The 18266-nt window shown below is 66.0% G+C and carries 14 protein-coding genes; 5 read left to right on the plus strand and 9 right to left on the minus strand.

Annotation, left to right across the window (positions count from 1 at the left end; translation table 11 throughout):
- Positions 1–19 precede the first annotated feature (19 nt).
- Genes AC07NT_RS12905 through pgi form a run of 3 tightly spaced genes read left to right on the plus strand, consistent with a single transcriptional unit; the run spans position 20 to position 4259 of the window.
- A complete protein-coding gene (locus tag AC07NT_RS12905; protein ID WP_498598641.1) occupies positions 20–1681 on the plus strand; it encodes an FAD-dependent oxidoreductase in 1662 nt (553 codons plus the stop codon).
- Positions 1678–2646 carry an NAD-dependent epimerase/dehydratase family protein gene (locus AC07NT_RS12910; protein ID WP_498598640.1) on the plus strand — a complete coding sequence of 323 codons (969 nt, stop codon included), beginning with the start codon at positions 1678–1680 and terminating at the stop codon, positions 2644–2646. Before AC07NT_RS12905 ends, AC07NT_RS12910 begins: the two co-directional genes overlap by 4 nt.
- The gene (pgi, locus tag AC07NT_RS12915; protein WP_498598639.1) at positions 2643–4259 is read left to right on the plus strand and encodes a glucose-6-phosphate isomerase; all 1617 of its coding nucleotides are present in this window, start codon (positions 2643–2645) and stop codon (positions 4257–4259) included. Before AC07NT_RS12910 ends, pgi begins: the two co-directional genes overlap by 4 nt.
- Before the next feature lie 39 nt (positions 4260–4298).
- Here the strand turns inward: pgi and AC07NT_RS12920 are convergent, their stop codons facing one another.
- The 9 genes from AC07NT_RS12920 to AC07NT_RS12960 form a co-directional block, all read right to left on the minus strand.
- Positions 4299–4859, minus strand: a complete 561-nt coding sequence (locus tag AC07NT_RS12920) for a dihydrofolate reductase family protein (protein WP_498598638.1) — start codon at positions 4857–4859, stop codon at positions 4299–4301.
- A gap of 12 nt (positions 4860–4871) precedes the next feature.
- Entirely contained in the window at positions 4872–5207 is a 336-nt protein-coding gene (locus AC07NT_RS12925) for a hypothetical protein (protein WP_498598637.1), read from the minus strand.
- A 14-nt stretch (positions 5208–5221) separates the two neighbouring features.
- A complete protein-coding gene (locus AC07NT_RS12930; protein WP_498599159.1) occupies positions 5222–6223 on the minus strand; it encodes a response regulator in 1002 nt (333 codons plus the stop codon).
- A gap of 5 nt (positions 6224–6228) precedes the next feature.
- Positions 6229–9732: a hybrid sensor histidine kinase/response regulator gene (locus AC07NT_RS12935; RefSeq protein ID WP_498598636.1), complete on the minus strand. Its 3504-nt coding sequence runs from the start codon at positions 9730–9732 to the stop codon at positions 6229–6231.
- Between the two features lie 72 nt (positions 9733–9804).
- Positions 9805–10212, minus strand: coding sequence for a globin family protein (locus tag AC07NT_RS12940; RefSeq protein ID WP_498598635.1), 408 nt, complete (start codon positions 10210–10212; stop codon positions 9805–9807).
- A 168-nt stretch (positions 10213–10380) separates the two neighbouring features.
- Positions 10381–10746, minus strand: a complete 366-nt coding sequence (locus AC07NT_RS12945) for a DUF4406 domain-containing protein (protein ID WP_498598634.1) — start codon at positions 10744–10746, stop codon at positions 10381–10383.
- Positions 10747–10774: 28 nt separating this feature from the next.
- Positions 10775–11383: a DUF2306 domain-containing protein gene (locus AC07NT_RS12950; protein ID WP_498598633.1), complete on the minus strand. Its 609-nt coding sequence runs from the start codon at positions 11381–11383 to the stop codon at positions 10775–10777.
- Between the two features lie 126 nt (positions 11384–11509).
- Positions 11510–12424: a response regulator gene (locus AC07NT_RS12955; protein ID WP_498598632.1), complete on the minus strand. Its 915-nt coding sequence runs from the start codon at positions 12422–12424 to the stop codon at positions 11510–11512.
- Complete coding sequence (locus tag AC07NT_RS12960) at positions 12411–15782, minus strand: hybrid sensor histidine kinase/response regulator (protein ID WP_498598631.1); 3372 nt, start codon at positions 15780–15782, stop codon at positions 12411–12413. The genes AC07NT_RS12955 and AC07NT_RS12960 overlap by 14 nt, the downstream gene beginning before the upstream one ends.
- A gap of 193 nt (positions 15783–15975) precedes the next feature.
- On the opposite strand from AC07NT_RS12960, the gene urtA reads away from it, so the two are divergent.
- Both urtA and urtB read left to right on the plus strand, forming a co-directional pair.
- Positions 15976–17244: an urea ABC transporter substrate-binding protein gene (urtA, locus tag AC07NT_RS12965; RefSeq protein WP_498598630.1), complete on the plus strand. Its 1269-nt coding sequence runs from the start codon at positions 15976–15978 to the stop codon at positions 17242–17244.
- A gap of 100 nt (positions 17245–17344) precedes the next feature.
- Positions 17345–18259 (plus strand): urea ABC transporter permease subunit UrtB, encoded by a 915-nt coding sequence (urtB, locus tag AC07NT_RS12970; RefSeq protein ID WP_498598629.1) that lies wholly within the window; start codon positions 17345–17347, stop codon positions 18257–18259.
- Positions 18260–18266: the final 7 nt, after the last annotated feature.

The raw sequence follows: 18266 nt of genomic DNA on the forward strand, positions 1-18266 counted from the left end.
CACACCCAAAGCTACGAAGATGATCCTCAGCGCCAACGACCCCAGCATCCCTGCCGATCTGCAGGCCGATCTGTGCATCGTCGGCGCTGGCGCGGCCGGCATCACGCTGGCCCTGGAGCTTGCCGACTCGGGGCTGGACGTCGTACTGCTGGAGTCCGGCGGTCTGGAGGAAGACCTCCGTACGCAGAACCTCTACCAGGGCTCGGTTGCCAACGAGGCGCTGCACAGCCCGCCGGCCCGTTATCGCCAGCGCCGCTTCGGCGGATCCACCACCATCTGGGGCGGTCGCTGCATGCCCTTCGACCCGATCGACTTCGAGTCGCGCGACTACCTCGCAAACAGCGGCTGGCCCTTCGGTCGCGAAGAGCTCGATCCCTACTATGCCCGCGCGAATGCGCTGTGCGAGGCCGGGCCTTTTGTCTACAGCGCGCAGCAGGCCTTCCGGCAACCCTTGCGCCCCGTCATCGACGGCTTCACCAGCGAACGTTTTTCAACCGACGGGCTGGAGCGCTTCAGCTGCCCGACAGACTTCGGCACCCGCTACCGGCACCGCCTCGAAAAGGCGCCCAAACTAAGGTTGCTGCTGGACGCCAATGTGACCGATATCCAGCTTGATGTCGGCGGAACACGTGTGACGCATCTCGACCTGCGCACATTGGCCGGCCGCAAGCTCCAGGTCCGGGCAGCACGCTTTGTGCTCGCCACCGGCGGCCTGGAAGTCACCCGGCTGCTGCTGGCCAGCCGCGGGCAGGACCCGCGCGGCATCGGCAACGCACACGACCAAGTCGGCCGGTACTATATGTGCCACCTGGCCGGGACCATAGGCACGCTGCGGATTCGCGGTACGCCGGACCGGGTGCACCATGGCTACGACGTTTCCGACGAAGGGGTCTACTGCCGACGCCGGCTCACACTCGAGCCCGCCGTCCAGCGCCAGCTGGGCCTGGGCAACTTCATCGCCCGCCTGCACCACCCGCGCATCACAGACCCGGACCACCGCAGCGCCGTGCTCTCGCTGCTGGCCCTGGCCAAGCCGCTGATCCCCTACGAGTACGCCAAGCGCCTGCACGGTGACGAACAGGCCACGTGGCTGACCTGGTTCAAGCACGTCCGCAACGTGGCCCTCCGCCCCTTCGACGCCTTCGCCTTCGCCTGGCACATGCTGCGCGACCGCAAGCTCGCGGCGCGCAAGTTCCCGTCCATCATCATCAAGTCGCGCGGCAATCTGTACAGCATCGATTTCCATGCCGAGCAGGTCCCCAACCCGGACAGCCGCGTCACACTGCACCCCGACGCGCGCGACGAACTGGGCATGCCCCAACTCCACATCGACTGGCGCTATACCCCCAAGGATGTTCAAACGGTGCGTCGTGCCCTGGCCCTGCTGGCCGAGGACATCGCAGCCAGCGGGGTCGGCACCCTCGACTACCAACCCGATGAGGTCGAACTGGAGATGACCCGCTACGGCGCGTACGGCGGCCACCATATCGGCACGACCCGCATGGGCACCGATCCACGCACCAGCGTGGTCAACCAGGACTGCCGCGTCCATGCGGTGGACAACCTCTACATTGCCAGCTCGGCCGTCTTCCCGACATCGAGCCAGGCCAACCCGACGCTGACCATCGTGGCCCTGGCGCTGCGCCTCGGTGCCCACCTGAAGACGGGGGGGCGCACATGAAAGTGCTGGTCACCGGTGCGGACGATTTCATCGCGAGCGCCATCCTTGCCCAGCTTGCAGATTGCGGCTGGGCCCGGCCCAGCGCCGACGACCGTCCGCTGCCCGTGAACTTGCGCGGCCAGGTCCCGTCACTGCGCGTCGATGCAAGCCGGGAGGATGACCTGGCCCGCGTGCTGCCGGACTTCGACGCCGTCGTCCATTGCAGCGGCCCCTCACCCCATGTCATCGAGGCTTCGGCAAGAGCACTCTATGGGGCGCTGGCCAGGCTGCCCCGCGCCCCCCGTGTTGTGCACCTGAGTTCCATGACCGTCTATGGCAACGTGGAAGGCAACATCACCGAAGCCGCCGCGCTGAGCCCCGAACTCGGCGCCTATGCCGCGGCCCGCGTGTTGGCCGAACAGTTGGCCAGCGGCTACAGCAACGCAGTCATCCTGCGCCCAGGTGTCGAATACGGCCCGGGTGGCCAGGTCTGGACCGGGCGGGTGGCCCGCTGGTTGCGCGCCCGCCGGCTGGGTGACCTCGGCGTGGCCGGCGACGGCACCTGCAACCTCGTTCATGTGGACGACGTGGCCGATGCGGCCCTGCTGGCCTTGCGTGCCCCGCAGGCTGCTGGGCAGGCCTTCAACCTGGTGATGGACAGCCCGCCCAGCTGGAACGAGTATTTCATCGCCTACGGCATTGCACTGGGCGCCGTCCCTGTGCCCCGGATCTCGTCGCGCTGGCTCAGGCTGGAGACCCGCCTGCTGGCGCCGCCGCTCAAGGTCCTGGAGCTGCTCTGCGCACGCGCAAGCGGTGGCAGGGTGCTGCCCCCGCCCGCCATCCCCCCTTCTCTGCTGCGCCTGATGCGCCAGGATATCCGGCTCAGCAATAGCCGGGCAAAATCTCTGCTGGCCTGGCAACCACGCGGCCTGGCCGAAGGACTGGCCAGCGTCACAGGCAAGGACCTGGTTAGGAAATCAAGATGACCAAGATGACACACCCTTTCATCCCGCCGCAAGACCGCCCCGCCTGGAAGACACTGCAAAGCCTGGCGGCCCGGCCCACCCTGCATCTGCGTCATCTGCTGCAGGATGCGTCGCGCTCGGACCGTTACCACGCAGACGGGGCAGGGCTGCGCATCGACTACAGCCGGCAACGGGTGGACGACGCCGTGCTCGCCGCCCTGCTGGAGCTGGCGGAGACCTCCGGGGTCCGGGCCCAGGCCCAGGCCCTGTTCCGTGGTGAACCTGTCAACGCCACCGAAGGACGCGCAGCACTGCATGTGGCCTTGCGTGGCAGCCATGTGCCGCGCCCGCCCTGGGGCAGCGCCATCTCCAAGCAGGTCGCCGAAGAGCTGCAGCGGGTCTGCGTGTTTGCCGAGCGCGTGCGCGAGGGCAAGCTGCTGGGCTGGCGCAACGAGTCGATCACCGATGTGGTCAACCTCGGCATCGGGGGCTCCGACCTGGGGCCGCGCATGACCACAGAGGCGCTGAGCCACCTCACGCGTGAGAGCTTTGCCGACAAGGTGCGTGTGCATTACGTCTCCAACGTGGACGCCTGGAGCCTGTACACCGTGCTGGCCACGCTGGACCCCGCACGAACGGCCTTTGTCGTGCAGAGCAAGACCTTCACGACCCAGGAGACGCTGACGCTGGCGCACTCGGCACGCCGCTGGCTGCTCGACGGTGGTTGCCCCGAAGACCAGTTGGCACGGCACCTGATCGCCGTGACGGCACACCCCGAACTGGCCATGCAGCAGGGCTACGCGCCCGAACACATCTTCCGGCTCTGGGACTGGGTGGGCGGACGTTACTCCGTCTGGTCGGCCATCGGCCTGCCCCTGGCCATGGCCATCGGCGCCTTCGCTTTCCAGGACATGCTGCTCGGCGCGCGCGCAATGGACGAGCATTTCCTCAACGCACCGCCGGCAGAGAACCTGCCCCTGCTGATGGCGCTGTTCGGCATCTGGAACGGCAACTTCCTCGGCGCGCATTCGCTCAATATCGCGCCCTATGCCTCGCCGCTGGGCAAGCTCGCCCCCTTCCTGCAGCAGCTGGAGATGGAGTCCAACGGCAAGAGCACCCATGTCGACGGTTCACCCGTGCAGGTGCAGACCGCTCCCGTGCTCTGGGGCGGCCTGGGCATTGACGGCCAGCACGCCTACTTCCAGCTGATCCACCAGGGCCGGCACCTCGTGCCCATCGACTTCATCGGCCTGCGCACCGAGCGCAGCCCGCTGCCGCTGGCGGCCGAGCACCACCGCGTGGTGCTGCTCAATATGCAGGCTCAGGCCGAAGCGCTCGCGCTGGGACGTACCCTGGAGGAAACCGAAGTTGCGCTGCGCGCCCAGGGACTGGCCGAAGCCGAGGTGCACCGCCTGGCCCCGCACCGCAGCTACCCTGGCAATGTGCCGAGCACAACGCTGTGGATCGACGCGCTCACGCCGCGCAGCATGGGCGCACTGATCGCCCTGTACGAGCACAAGGTGTTCTGTCAGGCGGCCATCTGGGGCGTGCACCCCTATGACCAGTGGGGCGTCGAACTCGGCAAGACCCTGGCGCAGGAGATCGAAGCGGCCCAGCACGCAACCGGCGGCTGAAGCGACGCGCAGGCATTGAAGGCCGAGGACCGGCGGACATCAAACCGCGGGCTTGGGCACCTTGTAACGCAACTCGGCAAAGCCCGTACCGACCTGGCGCACAGATTCCAGCCGCAGCGGCGGGCTCGTGAGCCGGCGCGGGAACAGGGGCTTGCCTTGACCCAACGTCACCGAACCGATCTGCACGATCATTTCGTCCAGCAGGCCCGCGTCGTAAAACTGCCCCGCCAGGTCACCCCCGCCCACCACCCAGAGGTTCGTCTCACCCGCCGCCTTCAGCATGGCCGCGTGTACGGGCCGCACGTCGCCCTGCACGAAATGCAGATTGGCACCGGGAATGGCCGGCAACTTGCGGCTGGAGAAGATCCAGGTGGGCTGCGCATAGGGCCAGGGTGAGCCGGTCTCGGCCGTGACGGTCTGCGCGTGGCGCAGCATCCACTCGTAAGTGGACGAGCCCATGGCCAGGGCGCCGACTTCGTTGATGAAAGTCGGGTAACTCGTGTCGTTCACATTGCCCAGGGGGAACAGCCACTCCAGGGAGTTGTCTTCGGTGGCGATGAAACCGTCGAGGCTAGTGGCGGTGTAGTACTGGGTGGCCATAGATGAGACGGTTTACCTGCCCATGGCTCGACGCAAGGCATAGAGGATGGGAATACCGGTAATGACCAGCATCAGCGAAACCACCAGTGCCTCAATCGTCAACTGCCTCATGATCAGTTCGATCGCAGCAGGTGACTTCTCGTACTCTAGAAAATAACCGCTCAACTGCAGCGACTTCCAAAGCTCCACCAGCGCCTGGATGACACGATGCAGGCCCAGCAACATCAGAAAGGAAAACACCCCAAACTTAACCGGCGACGCAAGCACACGACGCCACATCCATGGGGTGATGATAGAGATTAGGAATGCAACGAGAAACGGCAGTGCCATCGAAATAAGAAATGACATGACCGCATCTTATTTCAACCCTCAAACTGCGGATGCAACTGCCGTATGCGCCCCAGCGCCAGCGCCGCCGCCGCCGTGCGCGTCTCCACACCCAGCTTGGCATAGACCCGCTCCAGGTGCTTCTTCACCGTCATGGGGCTGCTGCCCAGGATGTCGCCGATGTCGCGGTTGATCTTGCCCTTGATCACCCAGTAAAGCACTTCGGCCTCCTTGGCCGTGAGTCGGAAGCTCAGGGAGATGGCTTCGATGACGCTTTCGTCTGAGGCCTCCTGCATGATGAGCAGCCAGTCGCCGCCTGTGTCGGGGGCGCCGGCATCGTCGTTGCGCTGGTGCAGGCGGAAGGTCAGGCGCTTGGGGCCATGCTCCAGCGACAGGCGCGGCGGCTCGGCCAGGGTCTCGCCACGGGCCTGCACCTCGTTCAGGTGGGCCACGCTGCGGCGCAGCCAGGACAGCACGGGTTCGGGCACGTTCGGGCCGCTGACGCCGTAATACCGCTGCATCAGCTCACGCGCCAGCGGGGTCTGCCACATGAGGCGGCCGTCGCCCAGGCGCACGGTGATGCTGGCGTAACCGAAGGCGTCGAGCGCATTGCGCGCCTGGCGCCGTTCGCGCGCGCCCTGCAGGTGCACCTGCATGCGCGCAAGCACTTCCTTCGGCCGGATGGGTTTGGTCACGTAGTCGGTGCCACCGGCCTCCAGCGCGGCCACCAGGTGCTCGGTCTCGGTCAGGCCCGTCATGAAGATGATGGGGATGTGGGCGGTGGCGGGGTCGGCCTTGAGGCGGCGCGCGACTTCGAAGCCGTCCATGCCGGGCATCATGGCGTCGAGCAGCACGATGTCGGGCCGCGCCTGCACCGCGCGCTGCAGGGCTGAGGCACCGTCCAGCGCCACCAGCACGGTGCAACCCGACTCGTCCAGCGCGTCGTGCAGCAGCGAAAGGTTGTCGGGCACGTCGTCCACGATCAGCACCACGTCGCTGTGCGCGCGGTTGAGGGCCTGGTCCAGCGTCTCGTTCATGGCGTTCATGGGGTCTCCGCCGCAGACTCTAGCAGGGGAAGGATTGCGTCGAAGCGGTACTCGCGTGTGAGCACCCGCACCTGCTCCACCCAGCTGTGGTGCGCCGGGTTCTGCGCCTCGATATCGTCCAGCAGGCGCACGATGCCGCGGTAATAGCCCAGCACCACCAGCTCGCGCAACTCGGCCAGGCGTTCGTTGCCCGGCGGTAGCAAGGGTGCGGACGGTGGCGCTGGCACCGCCACGGGCTCGGGTCGCACGGTCCACTGCAGGTGCAGGCGGCGCTCCAGCCAGTCGAGCAGCTCGCTGTGGCGTATGGGTTTGGTGATGAAGTCGGTGGGGGTGATGCCGGCGTCGTTCTCCAGACCCTGGTCGAAGGCGTTGGCCGAGACCACGGCCACGGGCAGTTTGGCCAGGCCGTTCAAGCGGCGCAGGCGGCGTATGGTTTCCCAGCCGTCGATGCCGGGCATGGCCAGGTCCATGAAGACCACATCGGGGCGGTAACCCGCGGCCAGCAGGTCCAGTGCGTCGTGCCCGCTGGCTGCGGTACGCAGCACGAAGCCCAGAGGCACGAGCAGCTGGGTGAGCATCTCGCGGTCAGGCTCCTCGTTGTCCACCACCAGCACATGGCGGCGCGCGCCCGCGTAACCGCGGCGTGGCGGTTTGGTCACCACGGGTTTGGCCGAAGGCAGCGCGGCATGCACTTCGGGCAGGAAGAGCTTGACGTGGAAGACCGAGCCCAGGCCCTGGGTGCTCTGCACGGTGAGTTCGCCGCCCATCAGGTCGGTCAGCATCTTGGCAATGGTCAGGCCCAGGCCGGCGCCTGGGGTGCCCTGCGAGGAAGCGGCGCGCGTGAAAGGTTCGAACAGGCGCTCGGTTTCCTGCAGCGTCATGCCGGGGCCGGTGTCGCGGATGTCGATGTAGGCCATCTCGCGTGCGTAGCGCACGCTGAAGGTCACCTCGCCCTGCGCCGTGAACTTGATGGCATTGCCCAGCAGGTTGATGAGGATCTGGCGCACGCGCTTCTCGTCGGCGCGCACCCGCTCGGGCAGCACGGACAGCGGCGTGAAGTTGAAGGCCAGGCCCTTGGCCGCAGCCTGCAGCTCGAACATGGCGGCCAGTTCGTGGACGCAGGCGGCGAAGTCCATGGGCTTGAGGTCCAGCGTGAGCTTGCCCGATTCGATGCGCGCCAGGTCCAGCGTGCCTTCGATCAGCGTGAGCAAATGCTCGCCCCCGCGGCGGATCACCTGCACCGCGTGCTTGCGGTGCGCGGGCACCTGCGGGTCTTCGCCCATCAGCTGCGCGTAACCCAGGATGCTGTTGAGCGGCGTGCGCAGCTCGTGGCTGATGGCGCTGATGTAGCGGCTCTTGGCCTGGTTGGCCTGCTCGGCCTGGTGCTGGGCGCGCTCGGCGGCGCGGCGTGCGTCCTGCAGGGCCGCGTCGGTCTGCTGGTGCAGTTCGATTTCGCGCATGAGCAGGGCCGTCTGGCGGTTGGATTCTTCCTGCGCCACCTGCCGGCTCTTGTGCGCCAGCACCACCCACCAGGCCGCCATGCCCGCGATGAGCAGCAGCGCCATGTAGGTCTTGAGAAAACCGCTGCGCAAGGCGGTCTGCATGAAAGCGGGCAACTCGCTGTCGGCATAGACCTGCCCCAGGGCCTGCAGCTCCTGCTGGTAGAACAGACCGAACACGCCCGCCAGCAGCGGCACGGTGACCAGCATGAGCAGCAGGAAGTGCGCAAGCCCCGAGTCCAGATAGGGCCAGAGGCTGCGCGGCAGCAGGCGCTGCAACATGCCTATCCACTGGGCCGAGAGACTGGCCTGGGGTTTGCACATGTCGCCGCAACGCGCATCCAGCGTGCAGCAAAGCGAGCAGATGGGTCCCTGGTAGGCTGGGCAATGCGCCATGTCCGGGCCTTCGTATTCACCTTCGCAGATCACACAGCGGCGCACGCCGTAGCGGGCATAGGGGCCTTCGTTGGTTGCGGCTTCAACCAGCGGTTCGCTCTGCCGTGCAATGTAGTAGCGCCCGCGCGTGGCCCAGGCGATCAGCGGCGCGGCCACAAAGGCCGTGCCCAGCGCGATCAGCGCCGAGAAGGCCTGGGCCAGCGGACCGAACAGGCCCAGGTAGGCTGTGACCGAGAGGATGGACGCCAGCGTCATGGCACCGACACCCACGGGGTTGATGTCGTAGAGGTGCGCGCGCTTGAACTCGATGCCCTTGGGCGACAGGCCCAGGGGCTTGTTGATCACCAGGTCGGCCACCACGGCCATCATCCAGGCGATGGCGATGTTGCTGTACAGGCCCAGGACATCGCCCAGGGCCTGGAAGACGTTCATCTCCATCAGCATGAAGGCGATCAGCGTGTTGAACACCACCCAGACCACCCGCCCCGGATGGCTGTGCGTGAGGCGCGAGAAGAAGTTGCTCCAGGCGAGAGACCCCGCGTAGGCGTTAGTGACGTTGATCTTGAGCTGCGAGATCACCACGAACAGGGCCGTGGCTGCCACGGCCCAGCCGTAGTTGGGAAAGACGTACTCATAGGCGGCCAGGTACATCTGGTTGGGGTCCACGGCGCGGTCCGTCGGCACCGAGTGCGTGATGGCCAGGTAGGCCAGCAGCGCCCCGCCCAGCATCTTGACCACGCCCAGGATCACCCAGCCCGGCCCACCCGCCATGACACCAAACCACCAGCGCTTGCGATTGGCCTGCGTGCGGGCCGGCATGAAGCGCAGGTAGTCAGCCTGCTCGCCCATCTGGGTGATGAGGGCGATGCCCACCGTCAAAGCGGCACCAAAGAGGGGCAATATGAAGTCAGAACTCTGACCTTTCTCACCTTTGTAGTGCACGACGCCCGAAAACGCGTTCGGGTCCAGGGCCAGCACATAGGCAAAAGGCACGACCAGCATGAGCAGCCACAGCGGCTGGGTCCAGACCTGCAGGCGGCTGATGGCCGAGACCCCGTGTGTGACCAGGGGGATGACCACCAGGGCGCAGATCAGGTAACCCCAGCTGGGCGGGATGCCCAGGGCCAGCTCCAGCGCATAGGCCATGACGGCCGCCTCCAGCGCGAAAAAGATGAAAGTGAAGCTCGCGTAGATCAGCGAGGTGATGGTGGAGCCGATGTAGCCAAAACCCGCACCACGCGTGAGCAGGTCCATGTCCACGCCATAACGCGCGGCATAGACGCTGATGGGCCAGCCGGCGAGGAAGATGATGAGCCCCGTGGCCAGGATGGCCCAGAAGGCATTGGCCCAGCCGTACTGCACCAGCAGCGTGGCACCCACCGCCTCCAGGATCAGAAAAGACGCCGCGCCAAAAGCCGTGTTGGCCACCCGCCATTCGCTCCACTTGCGGAAGCGCTGCGGCGTGTAACGCAGCGCATAGTCCTCCATGGTCTCGCGGCCCACCCAGCTGTTGTAGTCACGCCGGATCTTGACGATGGACTGCACGGCCGCCGGCGCATGCGGCAGCGCAGCAGAGTCAATGGGCGTATGTACCGGGGTGTCCATGCCCCTGGACAGTGCAGAAAACGTGCCACACCGCCCCAGCTCAGGGCGGGGGGCGGTCTGGCTTGGTGGTCTTCAGCCCTTGGCGGGCGCCGTCATCACGCTGGTCATCACCCCGTAGACCTGGGCCCAGGCCTGCTTGACGTCCGGCGTGAAGGCCGCGCCCAGCCCCTGCTCCAGGGTCTTGAGCAGGGCGGCGCCGACGGTGTCGTAGTGGGCCGTCTGCACCCCGTAACCCGTGTGGCGCTGGCCCAGCTGCTGGAGGATGGGCACCAGCGTGTCCAGATCGTGGAGCTTGCCCACGGCGGCGGTGATCATCTGCATCAGCTTGGCCGCCTGCTGCTCCACATCTCCCTTGAACAACTTCTTCAGGCTGGGATCGGCCTCGAAAAGGTTTTTGTAGAAGAGGTTGCCTGCCACGCCCGCGATGGGCACAACCTTGCTCCAGGATTCCTGAACCAGTGTGATGGTTTTCTTTTCCATAGCGCTTCCTTTCTGGGAGAAGACGCAGGGGAAGAAGCAGAAAGTGTGCCGCGAGCTGAGACCGGCGAACCGCCAACGCAGGGCCAGATGGAGAGATGACAGGCGTTACGGCACTTTCTGCCATCAGCCCTCTTTGCGCTCGCCTCGGCCACGCCTGAATGTCACCAACTAAACAGCAGGCGGGATTTCTTCCAGAGAAAAGTAAACGGCCTTGCCACACTGCCGGGCCAGCGCCACCATTTCGTCCGCCCCGACCGATGCCCCACCGATCCGCAGGCAACCATCGCACCTGGCGACCAGGCGCCGCGAGATGGGATGGAAGATTTCATTGAACACGGGGTCGCCTATGCCGGTGGAGCCAGCGTGTTCGATGAGCGGCAAGGCGAACCACTCGCCCATGACGGGAAGATGGCCCGCGCGGAACAACTGCAGGGACGCTTGCGTCATGGCGGCAACGTTCTCAGCGACGCGCACTGGATCATCGTTGGTGCCAGAGCGATACGGACCGGCCACCAGAATCATCTGTGGATGCACGATGGTCTCCTTGTGCGAATGCTCGGCTTCAGGCCTGCGCGGCCACTGCCGGCCTGGTCAGCCACTCCGCGACAAGCAGGTTGGGCAACCAACAAGCCCAGGCGATGACGGCATAAGCCGACTCGAAGGGAAGCTGGAAGATGAAAACAGGCGGCAGGTACAGGCGCAGGGTGACGGCCGCAAAGCTGAGGGCAAAGTTGCGGATCATCCAGCGACGGTGGGCGGTGAAGTCGCGTGCCCTGGCTGCGGCGTAGGCCCTCGCCCCGGTATAGAGCCAGGCCAGGGCCAGGGCGGCAAAACCAAGTTTGCCTGGCAGGCCACCGAAGGCGTAGTAGCTCATGTACAGGCCCGCTGTTCCGCCAACGGCCACGGCGATGCCCAGGTAGATGCGCCCCATCCAACGGTGCAGCCTGGGCCGCCGGGCACGCAGGCCCTGGGAGAACTGGAAGGGCCCCAGCAGCAGGGCCAAAGCCGACGCGAAGATATGGGTGCCGATGCCGATGGGATGGATCTGGAACACGGCCTTCATGTCCGGGTGCAGGTTCTCCGCCCCCGGGCCGAAGCCGTACATGCCTACAGCGTAGGCGGCCACGCCGAAGCAGAGGAAAAACACGAAGGCGAGGCTAAAGCGGCGCATAGGGGGCCTCGGACCGCAAGGGTGCGGTATCCCATGGGCGTATGTTCATGCGCGTGCCTCCCAGTGCATTGAAGTGCCTGTTTTATAGCAGGCTTCGCCAGGTTCGCCCAAAGCTTGTGGTCCGGCCTATCCCTCCTGCAACAAGCTGCTCGCAATCGCCGCCGCCGCCGTGCGCGTCTCCACACCCAGCTTCTCGAAGATGTGTTCCAGGTGCTTGTTCACCGTGCGCGGGCTCATGCCCAGGATGTCGCCGATATCGCGGTTGGTCTTGCCCTTGGCCAGCCAGGACAGCACCTCGGTCTCGCGCGGGGTGAGCGCGGCCACGGAGAGGCGGCGTTGCGTGGGGTCGGCCGCAGGGGCCACACGGCGCAACAGCACCATGATTTCACCCGGGCCGCCCTGGCCCAGGTGGCGGGCCTGCAGCTGGCCGCCGTCGGGCAGCGGGGCCAGGGTCTCGCCCTGATGCACGACCTGCTGCAGCCACTGGCGCTGGGCCGCGTCGTCCTGCTCGGGGCCCAGGGCCTGGCCGAGCCAGCGCATGGCCTGCGGTGAGCGCCAGGCGATGCGCCCCTGCGTGTCCAGCAGCATGACGCCCAGGCCTGCCACGTCCACCGCCTCGCGCGCGAGGCGGCTCACGTGCGCATTGCGTAGGTGGGTGGCCAGGCGGGCCAGCACCTCGGGGATCTTCAGCGGCTTGACGACGTAGTCCACCCCGCCGCTGGCAAAACCTTCGACGATCTGCTCGGTCTCGGCCAGGCCGGTCATGAAGATCACGGGCACGTGGGCCCAGGAGGGCACGCCCTTGAGGCGGCGACAGAGTGTGAAGCCGTCGTCGCCAGGCATGATGGCGTCGAGCAGCACGGCGTCGGGCACAGCCATCTCGAAACGCTGCAGCGCCTCGATGGCATCACGCGCCACCAGCACGGTATAGCCCTCGATGGCCAGCGCGTCGCAGAGCATGCGCAGGGTGTCGGGCGCGTCGTCCACCACCAGCACCACGCTGGAGACAGTGGACGGAGGAACAAGCTCAGGCGGATTCATCTTCGGTCTCTTTCAGGCGGGCAATCAGGGCGGTGAAGTCAAAACGGTCCACATGCACCACCAGGGCCTGCAGCACGTCGGCAATGGCCGGCGCCTCCTGCGCGCTGTTGCGCAGCAGGCTGCGCAGGCCGCTGGCATTGCCCAGGCGTGCGAGCGCGATCAAACTCTGTCGCAGCTCAGCCGGCAGGGGCAGGGACGTGGCGCCATCGGGTGTGGCCGCGGCCAGGCGCTGGGTTTCGTGTACCCATTCCAGCTGCAGCACACGGGCCAGCAGGTCCAGCAGCTCGGACTCGATCACGGGCTTGCTCACGAAGCCCTGCGCGCCCACGGCGGCCAGCAGTTCGGGGCGGTTCTCGAAGGGGTCGGCCGAGACGAAGATGATGGGCAGCTGCGCCGGGCTGCTTGTGCGTATGAGCTGCGCGGTCTGCCAGCCGTTGAGGTCGTCCATGTTGATGTCGAGCAGCGCGGCGTCGGGGTGGTGCTGCTGCAGGATCTCCAGCGCCTCGCGGCCACTGGCAGCCTCGCGCACGATGAAACCCAGGGGCAGCAGCAAGCTGGCCAGCAGCTGGCGCTGGATAGGCTGGTCGTCCACCACCAGCAGGGTGCGGCGTGGCGCGAGGTAACCCACGATGGGCCGCAGGTGGCGCACCGTGGACACGGCCGGGGGCTCGATCTCGCGCAGGTAGAGGCGCACGCTGAAGGTGCTGCCCTGGCCCACGACGCTGCGCAGGCTGAGTTCGCCACCCATGAGCTCGGTGAGCAGGTGCGTGATGGTCAGGCCCAGGCCGGTGCCCGATTCGCTGGTGCGCCGGCCCGCGCTGCCGCGTTCGAAAGGCTGAAAGATGCGCTCCTGGTCCTGCGGGGCGATGCCGATGCCTGTGTCTTCCACCTCGAAGCGCACCACCTCGTGCCGGCAGTTCACGCGAAAGACGATGCTGCCGCGGTCCGTGAAGCGCACGGCGTTGGCCAGCAGGTTGATGAGGATCTGGCGCAGGCGCTTGGCGTCGGCCTGCACCCAGGCGGGCACGCGACCCTGGGTCTCCAGGCGGAAGGCCAGGCCCTTGCCCTCGGCCTGGGGCTGCACCATGCGCGCGAGCTCGGAGAGGAATTCGGGGAAAGGCAGGGGCGCCGGGTCCAGGCGCAGGCGGCCGGCCTCGATGCGGGCCAAGTCCAGCAGGCCGTCGATCAGTGCGTGCATATGCTGGCCGCTTTGCTGCATGGTGGTGACCATCTCGCGCGGGCTGCCCTGCAACTCGTTGCCGCGCAGCAGGATCTGCGCGTAACCCAGGATGCTGTTGAGCGGGGTGCGCAGCTCGTGCGTCATGCCGGCCACGTAACGCGTCTTGGCCTGGCTGGCGGATTCGGCCACTTCCTTGGCACTCTGCAGGGCTTCATCGGTGCGCATGTGTGCGTCGATTTCCTTTTGCAGCAACTGGGTCTGGCGCTCGGACTCGTCGTGCGCCATGCGCCGGCTTTCGGTGGCCAGCACCACCCACCAGGCACACACGGCGGCCAGCAGGGCCATCAGGGAGAACGCCTTGATGAAAGGCTCGCGCAGGGCCTCGGCCGGGGCCTGCAGGCTCTCCTGCACGTAGACCACGCCCAGCAGGAAGGCCATGATCGCGGACAGGCCCAGGAAGACGGCGAAGTACTGCGCCACACGAAAGTTGTAGCTCTTGTTCAGGCTGGCCGGCAGGAAGGCGGCCAGCGCATCACGCAGCTGGTCGGCCGCGCGGGACTGAGTCTTGCAGCGGTCGTGGCAGCGTGATTCAAGAGAACAACACAACGAGCAGATCGGCGCGCCGTAGGCGGGACAACTGGCCATGTCGGCGCTCTCGAACTGGTTCTCGCAGACGCTGCAGCGCACCACCTCGCCGGGTTTCCAGGGCGAGGCGTCGTGCCGCGCGAGGTAATAGCGCCCTTTGGTGGCCCAGGCCAGCAGCGGCGCGGTGAGCATGGCGGTGAAGAGCGCGATGAAGGGCGCGAAGGCTTCGGCCCACACACCCAGCAGGCCGGCATAGGCCACACAGGCCAGCACCGCGGCCAGGCCCATGGCGCCCAGGCCCACGGGATTGAGGTCGTAGAGGTAGGCGCGGCGGAATTCCACGCCCTTGGGACTCAGGCCCAAGGGCTTGCTGATGACCAGGTCGGCCACCAGGGCGCCGACCCAGGCGATGGCCACGTTGGCATACAGGCCCAGCACCTTCTCCAGCGCGCCAAAGACGCCCAGGGTCATGAGCAGCATGGCGATGATGACGTTGAAGACCAGCCAGACCACCCGCCCCGGGTGGCTGCGCGTGAGTCGCGCGAAGAAGTTGCTCCATGCCAGCGAGCCCGCGTAGGCGTTGGTGACGTTGATCTTGACCTGCGAGATCACCACGAAGACCACGGTGAGCGCCAGCGCCAGAGTAGAGTTGTCCAGCGAGCGCATGTAACCCACGAGGTACATCTGCGTGGGTTCGGCCGCGTGGCCCGGCATCGCGCCGAACTGCAGGGCCACGAAGGCCAGGAAGGCGCCGCCCATCATCTTGAGCATGCCCGGCACGATCCAGCCCGGGCCGGCGGCCAGCACGCAGCCCCACCAGCGCCAGCGGTTGGCCGCGGTGCGCTGGGGCATGAAACGCAGGTAATCCACCTGCTCGCCAATCTGCACGACCAGCGAGAAGGCCACGGTGGCCGCGGCGCCGAACATCAGGGGCTCGAACTCGCTGCTGCCCGAACTCAGGCCCGAGAGGCCCGTGAATTCACGGTAGAGCTGCGGCTGCTCCACGAGGAACCAGAAGAAGGGCCAGAGCAGCAGCACCACCCACAGCGGTTGTGTCCAGGTCTGCAGGCGGGAGATGAAGGTGATGCCGTGCAGCACCAGCGGGATGATGACCAGCGAGGACAGCACGTAGCACCAGACCAGGGGCCAGTCCAGCACCATCTGCAGGGCCAGGGCCATGATGGCCGCCTCCAGCGCGAAGAAGATGAAGGTGAAGCTGGCGTAGATCAGCGAGGTGACGGTGGAACCCAGGTAACCGAAACCCGCGCCGCGCGTGAGCAGGTCCATGTCTAGGCCATAACGCGCGGCGTAGACGGCGATGGGCAGGCCGGTGAGAAAGGTGATCAGGCCCATGACCAGGATGGCCCACAGCGCGTTGTCAAAACCATAGTTCAGCGCGATGGCCCCGCCGATGGCTTCCAGCGCCAGGAAGGACATGCCGCCGAAAGCCGTGTTGGCCACGCGCCATTCGCTCCACTTGCGCGCGCTGTGCGGCGTGTAGCGCAGGGCGTAGTCCTCCAGCGACTCGTTGGCCACCCAGGAGTTGTAGTCGCGGCGGATGCGGAAGATCTTTTGCGGTGCGTTCACGCGCATCTTTCTGGTGAGCTCGGTTCCATCCCGGTGCACCTGCAAGAAGTGTTCCCAACCCTTCCCTGTCGTGCGATACGTTGATTGACGTATGGGCCGAACAGGCCCCTCTCCCTAATCTCAAGGCCGTGGTGACAAGGTGTTGCCCGCACCTCCCGCAGGTGTTTCCTGGTTCCCTCTTCCCTAACTGGAGTGCCTCATGAAAAAACCGTCTGCCTCTTCCAATCCGCTAAGCACCGGTCTGCAGCGCCGCCAGGTCCTGCAGGCCATGGGCGCCCTGTCCGTGGCCGGCCTGCCCGCCATGGGCCACGCCGCCGCGCCCGCGACCTCCGCCGTCAACACGACCAAACTGGCCGTGACCGACACCGAAGTCATCGTGGGCCAGCTGCACTCTTCTTCCGGCACCATGGCCATCTCCGAGACCGGCTCGATCCAGGCCGAGCAGCTGGCCATCGACCAGATCAATGCCATGGGCGGCATCCTGGGCCGCAAGATCAAGGTGATCAAGGAAGACGGTGCCTCCGACTGGCCGACCTTCGCCGAGAAATCCAAGAAGCTGCTGGTCAACGACCACGTGGCCGCCGTCTTCGGCTGCTGGACCAGCGCCTCGCGCAAGGCCGTGTTGCCGGTGTTCGAAAAGGAAAACGGCCTGCTCTACTACCCGACCTTCTACGAAGGCCTGGAACAGTCCAAGAACGTGATCTACACGGGCCAGGAAGCCACGCAGCAGATCATCTACGGCCTGGACTGGGGTTCGAAGGAAAAGAAAGCCAAGACCTTCTTCCTGGTCGGCTCGGACTACATCTGGCCGCGCACCTCGATGAAGATCGCGCGCAAGCACATCGAGTCCGTGGGCAAGCTGGGCAAGGTGGTCGGCGAGGAGTACTACCCGCTGGGCAACACCAACTTCAACTCCCTGATCAACAAGATCAAGGTCGCCAAGCCGGACTGCATCTTCGCAGCCGTGGTGGGCGGCTCCAACGTGGCCTTCTACAAGCAGCTCAAGGCCGCCGGTATCACCGGTGACAAGCAGTTCCTGCTGACGCTGTCGGTGACGGAAGACGAGATGACAGGCGTGGGCGGCGAAAACTTCGCGGGTTTCTACAGCTCGATGAAGTACTTCCAGTCGCTGGACAACGCCAACAACAAGGCTTTCGTGGCGGCCTTCAAGGCCAAGTACGGCAAGGACGCGGTGATCGGCGACGTGACGCAGGCCGGTTACCTGGGCCCCTGGCTGTGGAAGGCTGCGGTCGAGAAGGCCGGCAGCTTCGACGTGGACAAGGTCGTGGCCGCCTCGCCCGGCATTGAACTGAAGACCGCGCCCGAAGGCTACGTGAAGCTGCACGACAACCACCACCTGTGGAGCAAGTCGCGCATTGCCCAGGGCCAGAAGGATGCAACGTTCAAGGTCGTGTCCGAGTCGCCCAACCTGATCGAACCCGATCCCTTCCCGAAGGGCTACCAGTAATCCCTCAGATCGCTCGGGGAAGGAAGGTGGCGGCTGCCCGGGTGTCCGGGGGCCGCCACCCGCGATACGGACACAGACAGATAGACAGGTAGGTGACACCATGGAATTTTCTGAAATACGCGACATCGCCCTCATGCAGGGTTTCGCCGGACTGAGCCTGTTCTCGGTCCTTTTGCTCATGGGCCTGGGCCTGGCCATCATCTTCGGCCAGATGGGCGTGATCAATATGGCGCATGGCGAGTTCATGACCATCGGCGCCTACACGGTCTTCCTCTTCTCCACGCTGACCGAGAAGTACGCACCCAACCTCATGCCCTACTACTTCCTGGTGGCCATCGCGGCGGCCTTCTGCCTGGCCTTCATTGCGGGTTGGCTGGTGGAGTGGGGACTGATCCGTTTCCTCTACAAGCGTCCTCTGGACACGCTGCTGGCCACCTGGGGCCTGAGCCTGGCCATCCAGCAGGTCTTCCGCTCGGCGATCGGCCCCAAGGAGGTGAGCCCCACGCTGCCGGAATGGCTCATGGGTTCCTGGGCACCGCATGAGGGCCTGGACATTCCGATCAACGGCCTCTTTGTGCTGGGCCTGACCACTTTCGTGACCTGCGGTGTGCTGCTGGCCCTCTACAAGAGCCGCTGGGGTCTGCGGGTACGCGCCACGGTGAGCAACCGCGTGATGGCCAACGCCATCGGCATCAACACCAGCAAGACCGACCGCCTGACCTTCGCCATCGGCTGCGGCATCGCCGGTGTGGCCGGCGCGGCCTTCACCACCATCGGCTCCACCGGCCCGACCAGCGGCTCGCTCTACATCGTCGACTCCTTCCTGGTCGTGACCTTCGGCGGCGCGGCCAGTCTGCTGGGCACGGTGGCCTCGGCCTTCGGCATCGCGCAGACGCAATCGATCAGCGAGTTCTTCATGAGCGGCTCGAACGCCAAGGTGCTGACGCTGTCCATCATCGTCGTGATCCTGATGATCCGCCCGCAAGGCCTGTTCGCCAGCAAGGTGCGCCGCTGATCCCGCT

Source organism: Hylemonella sp. GW821-FHT10B10, from assembly GCF_059415585.1.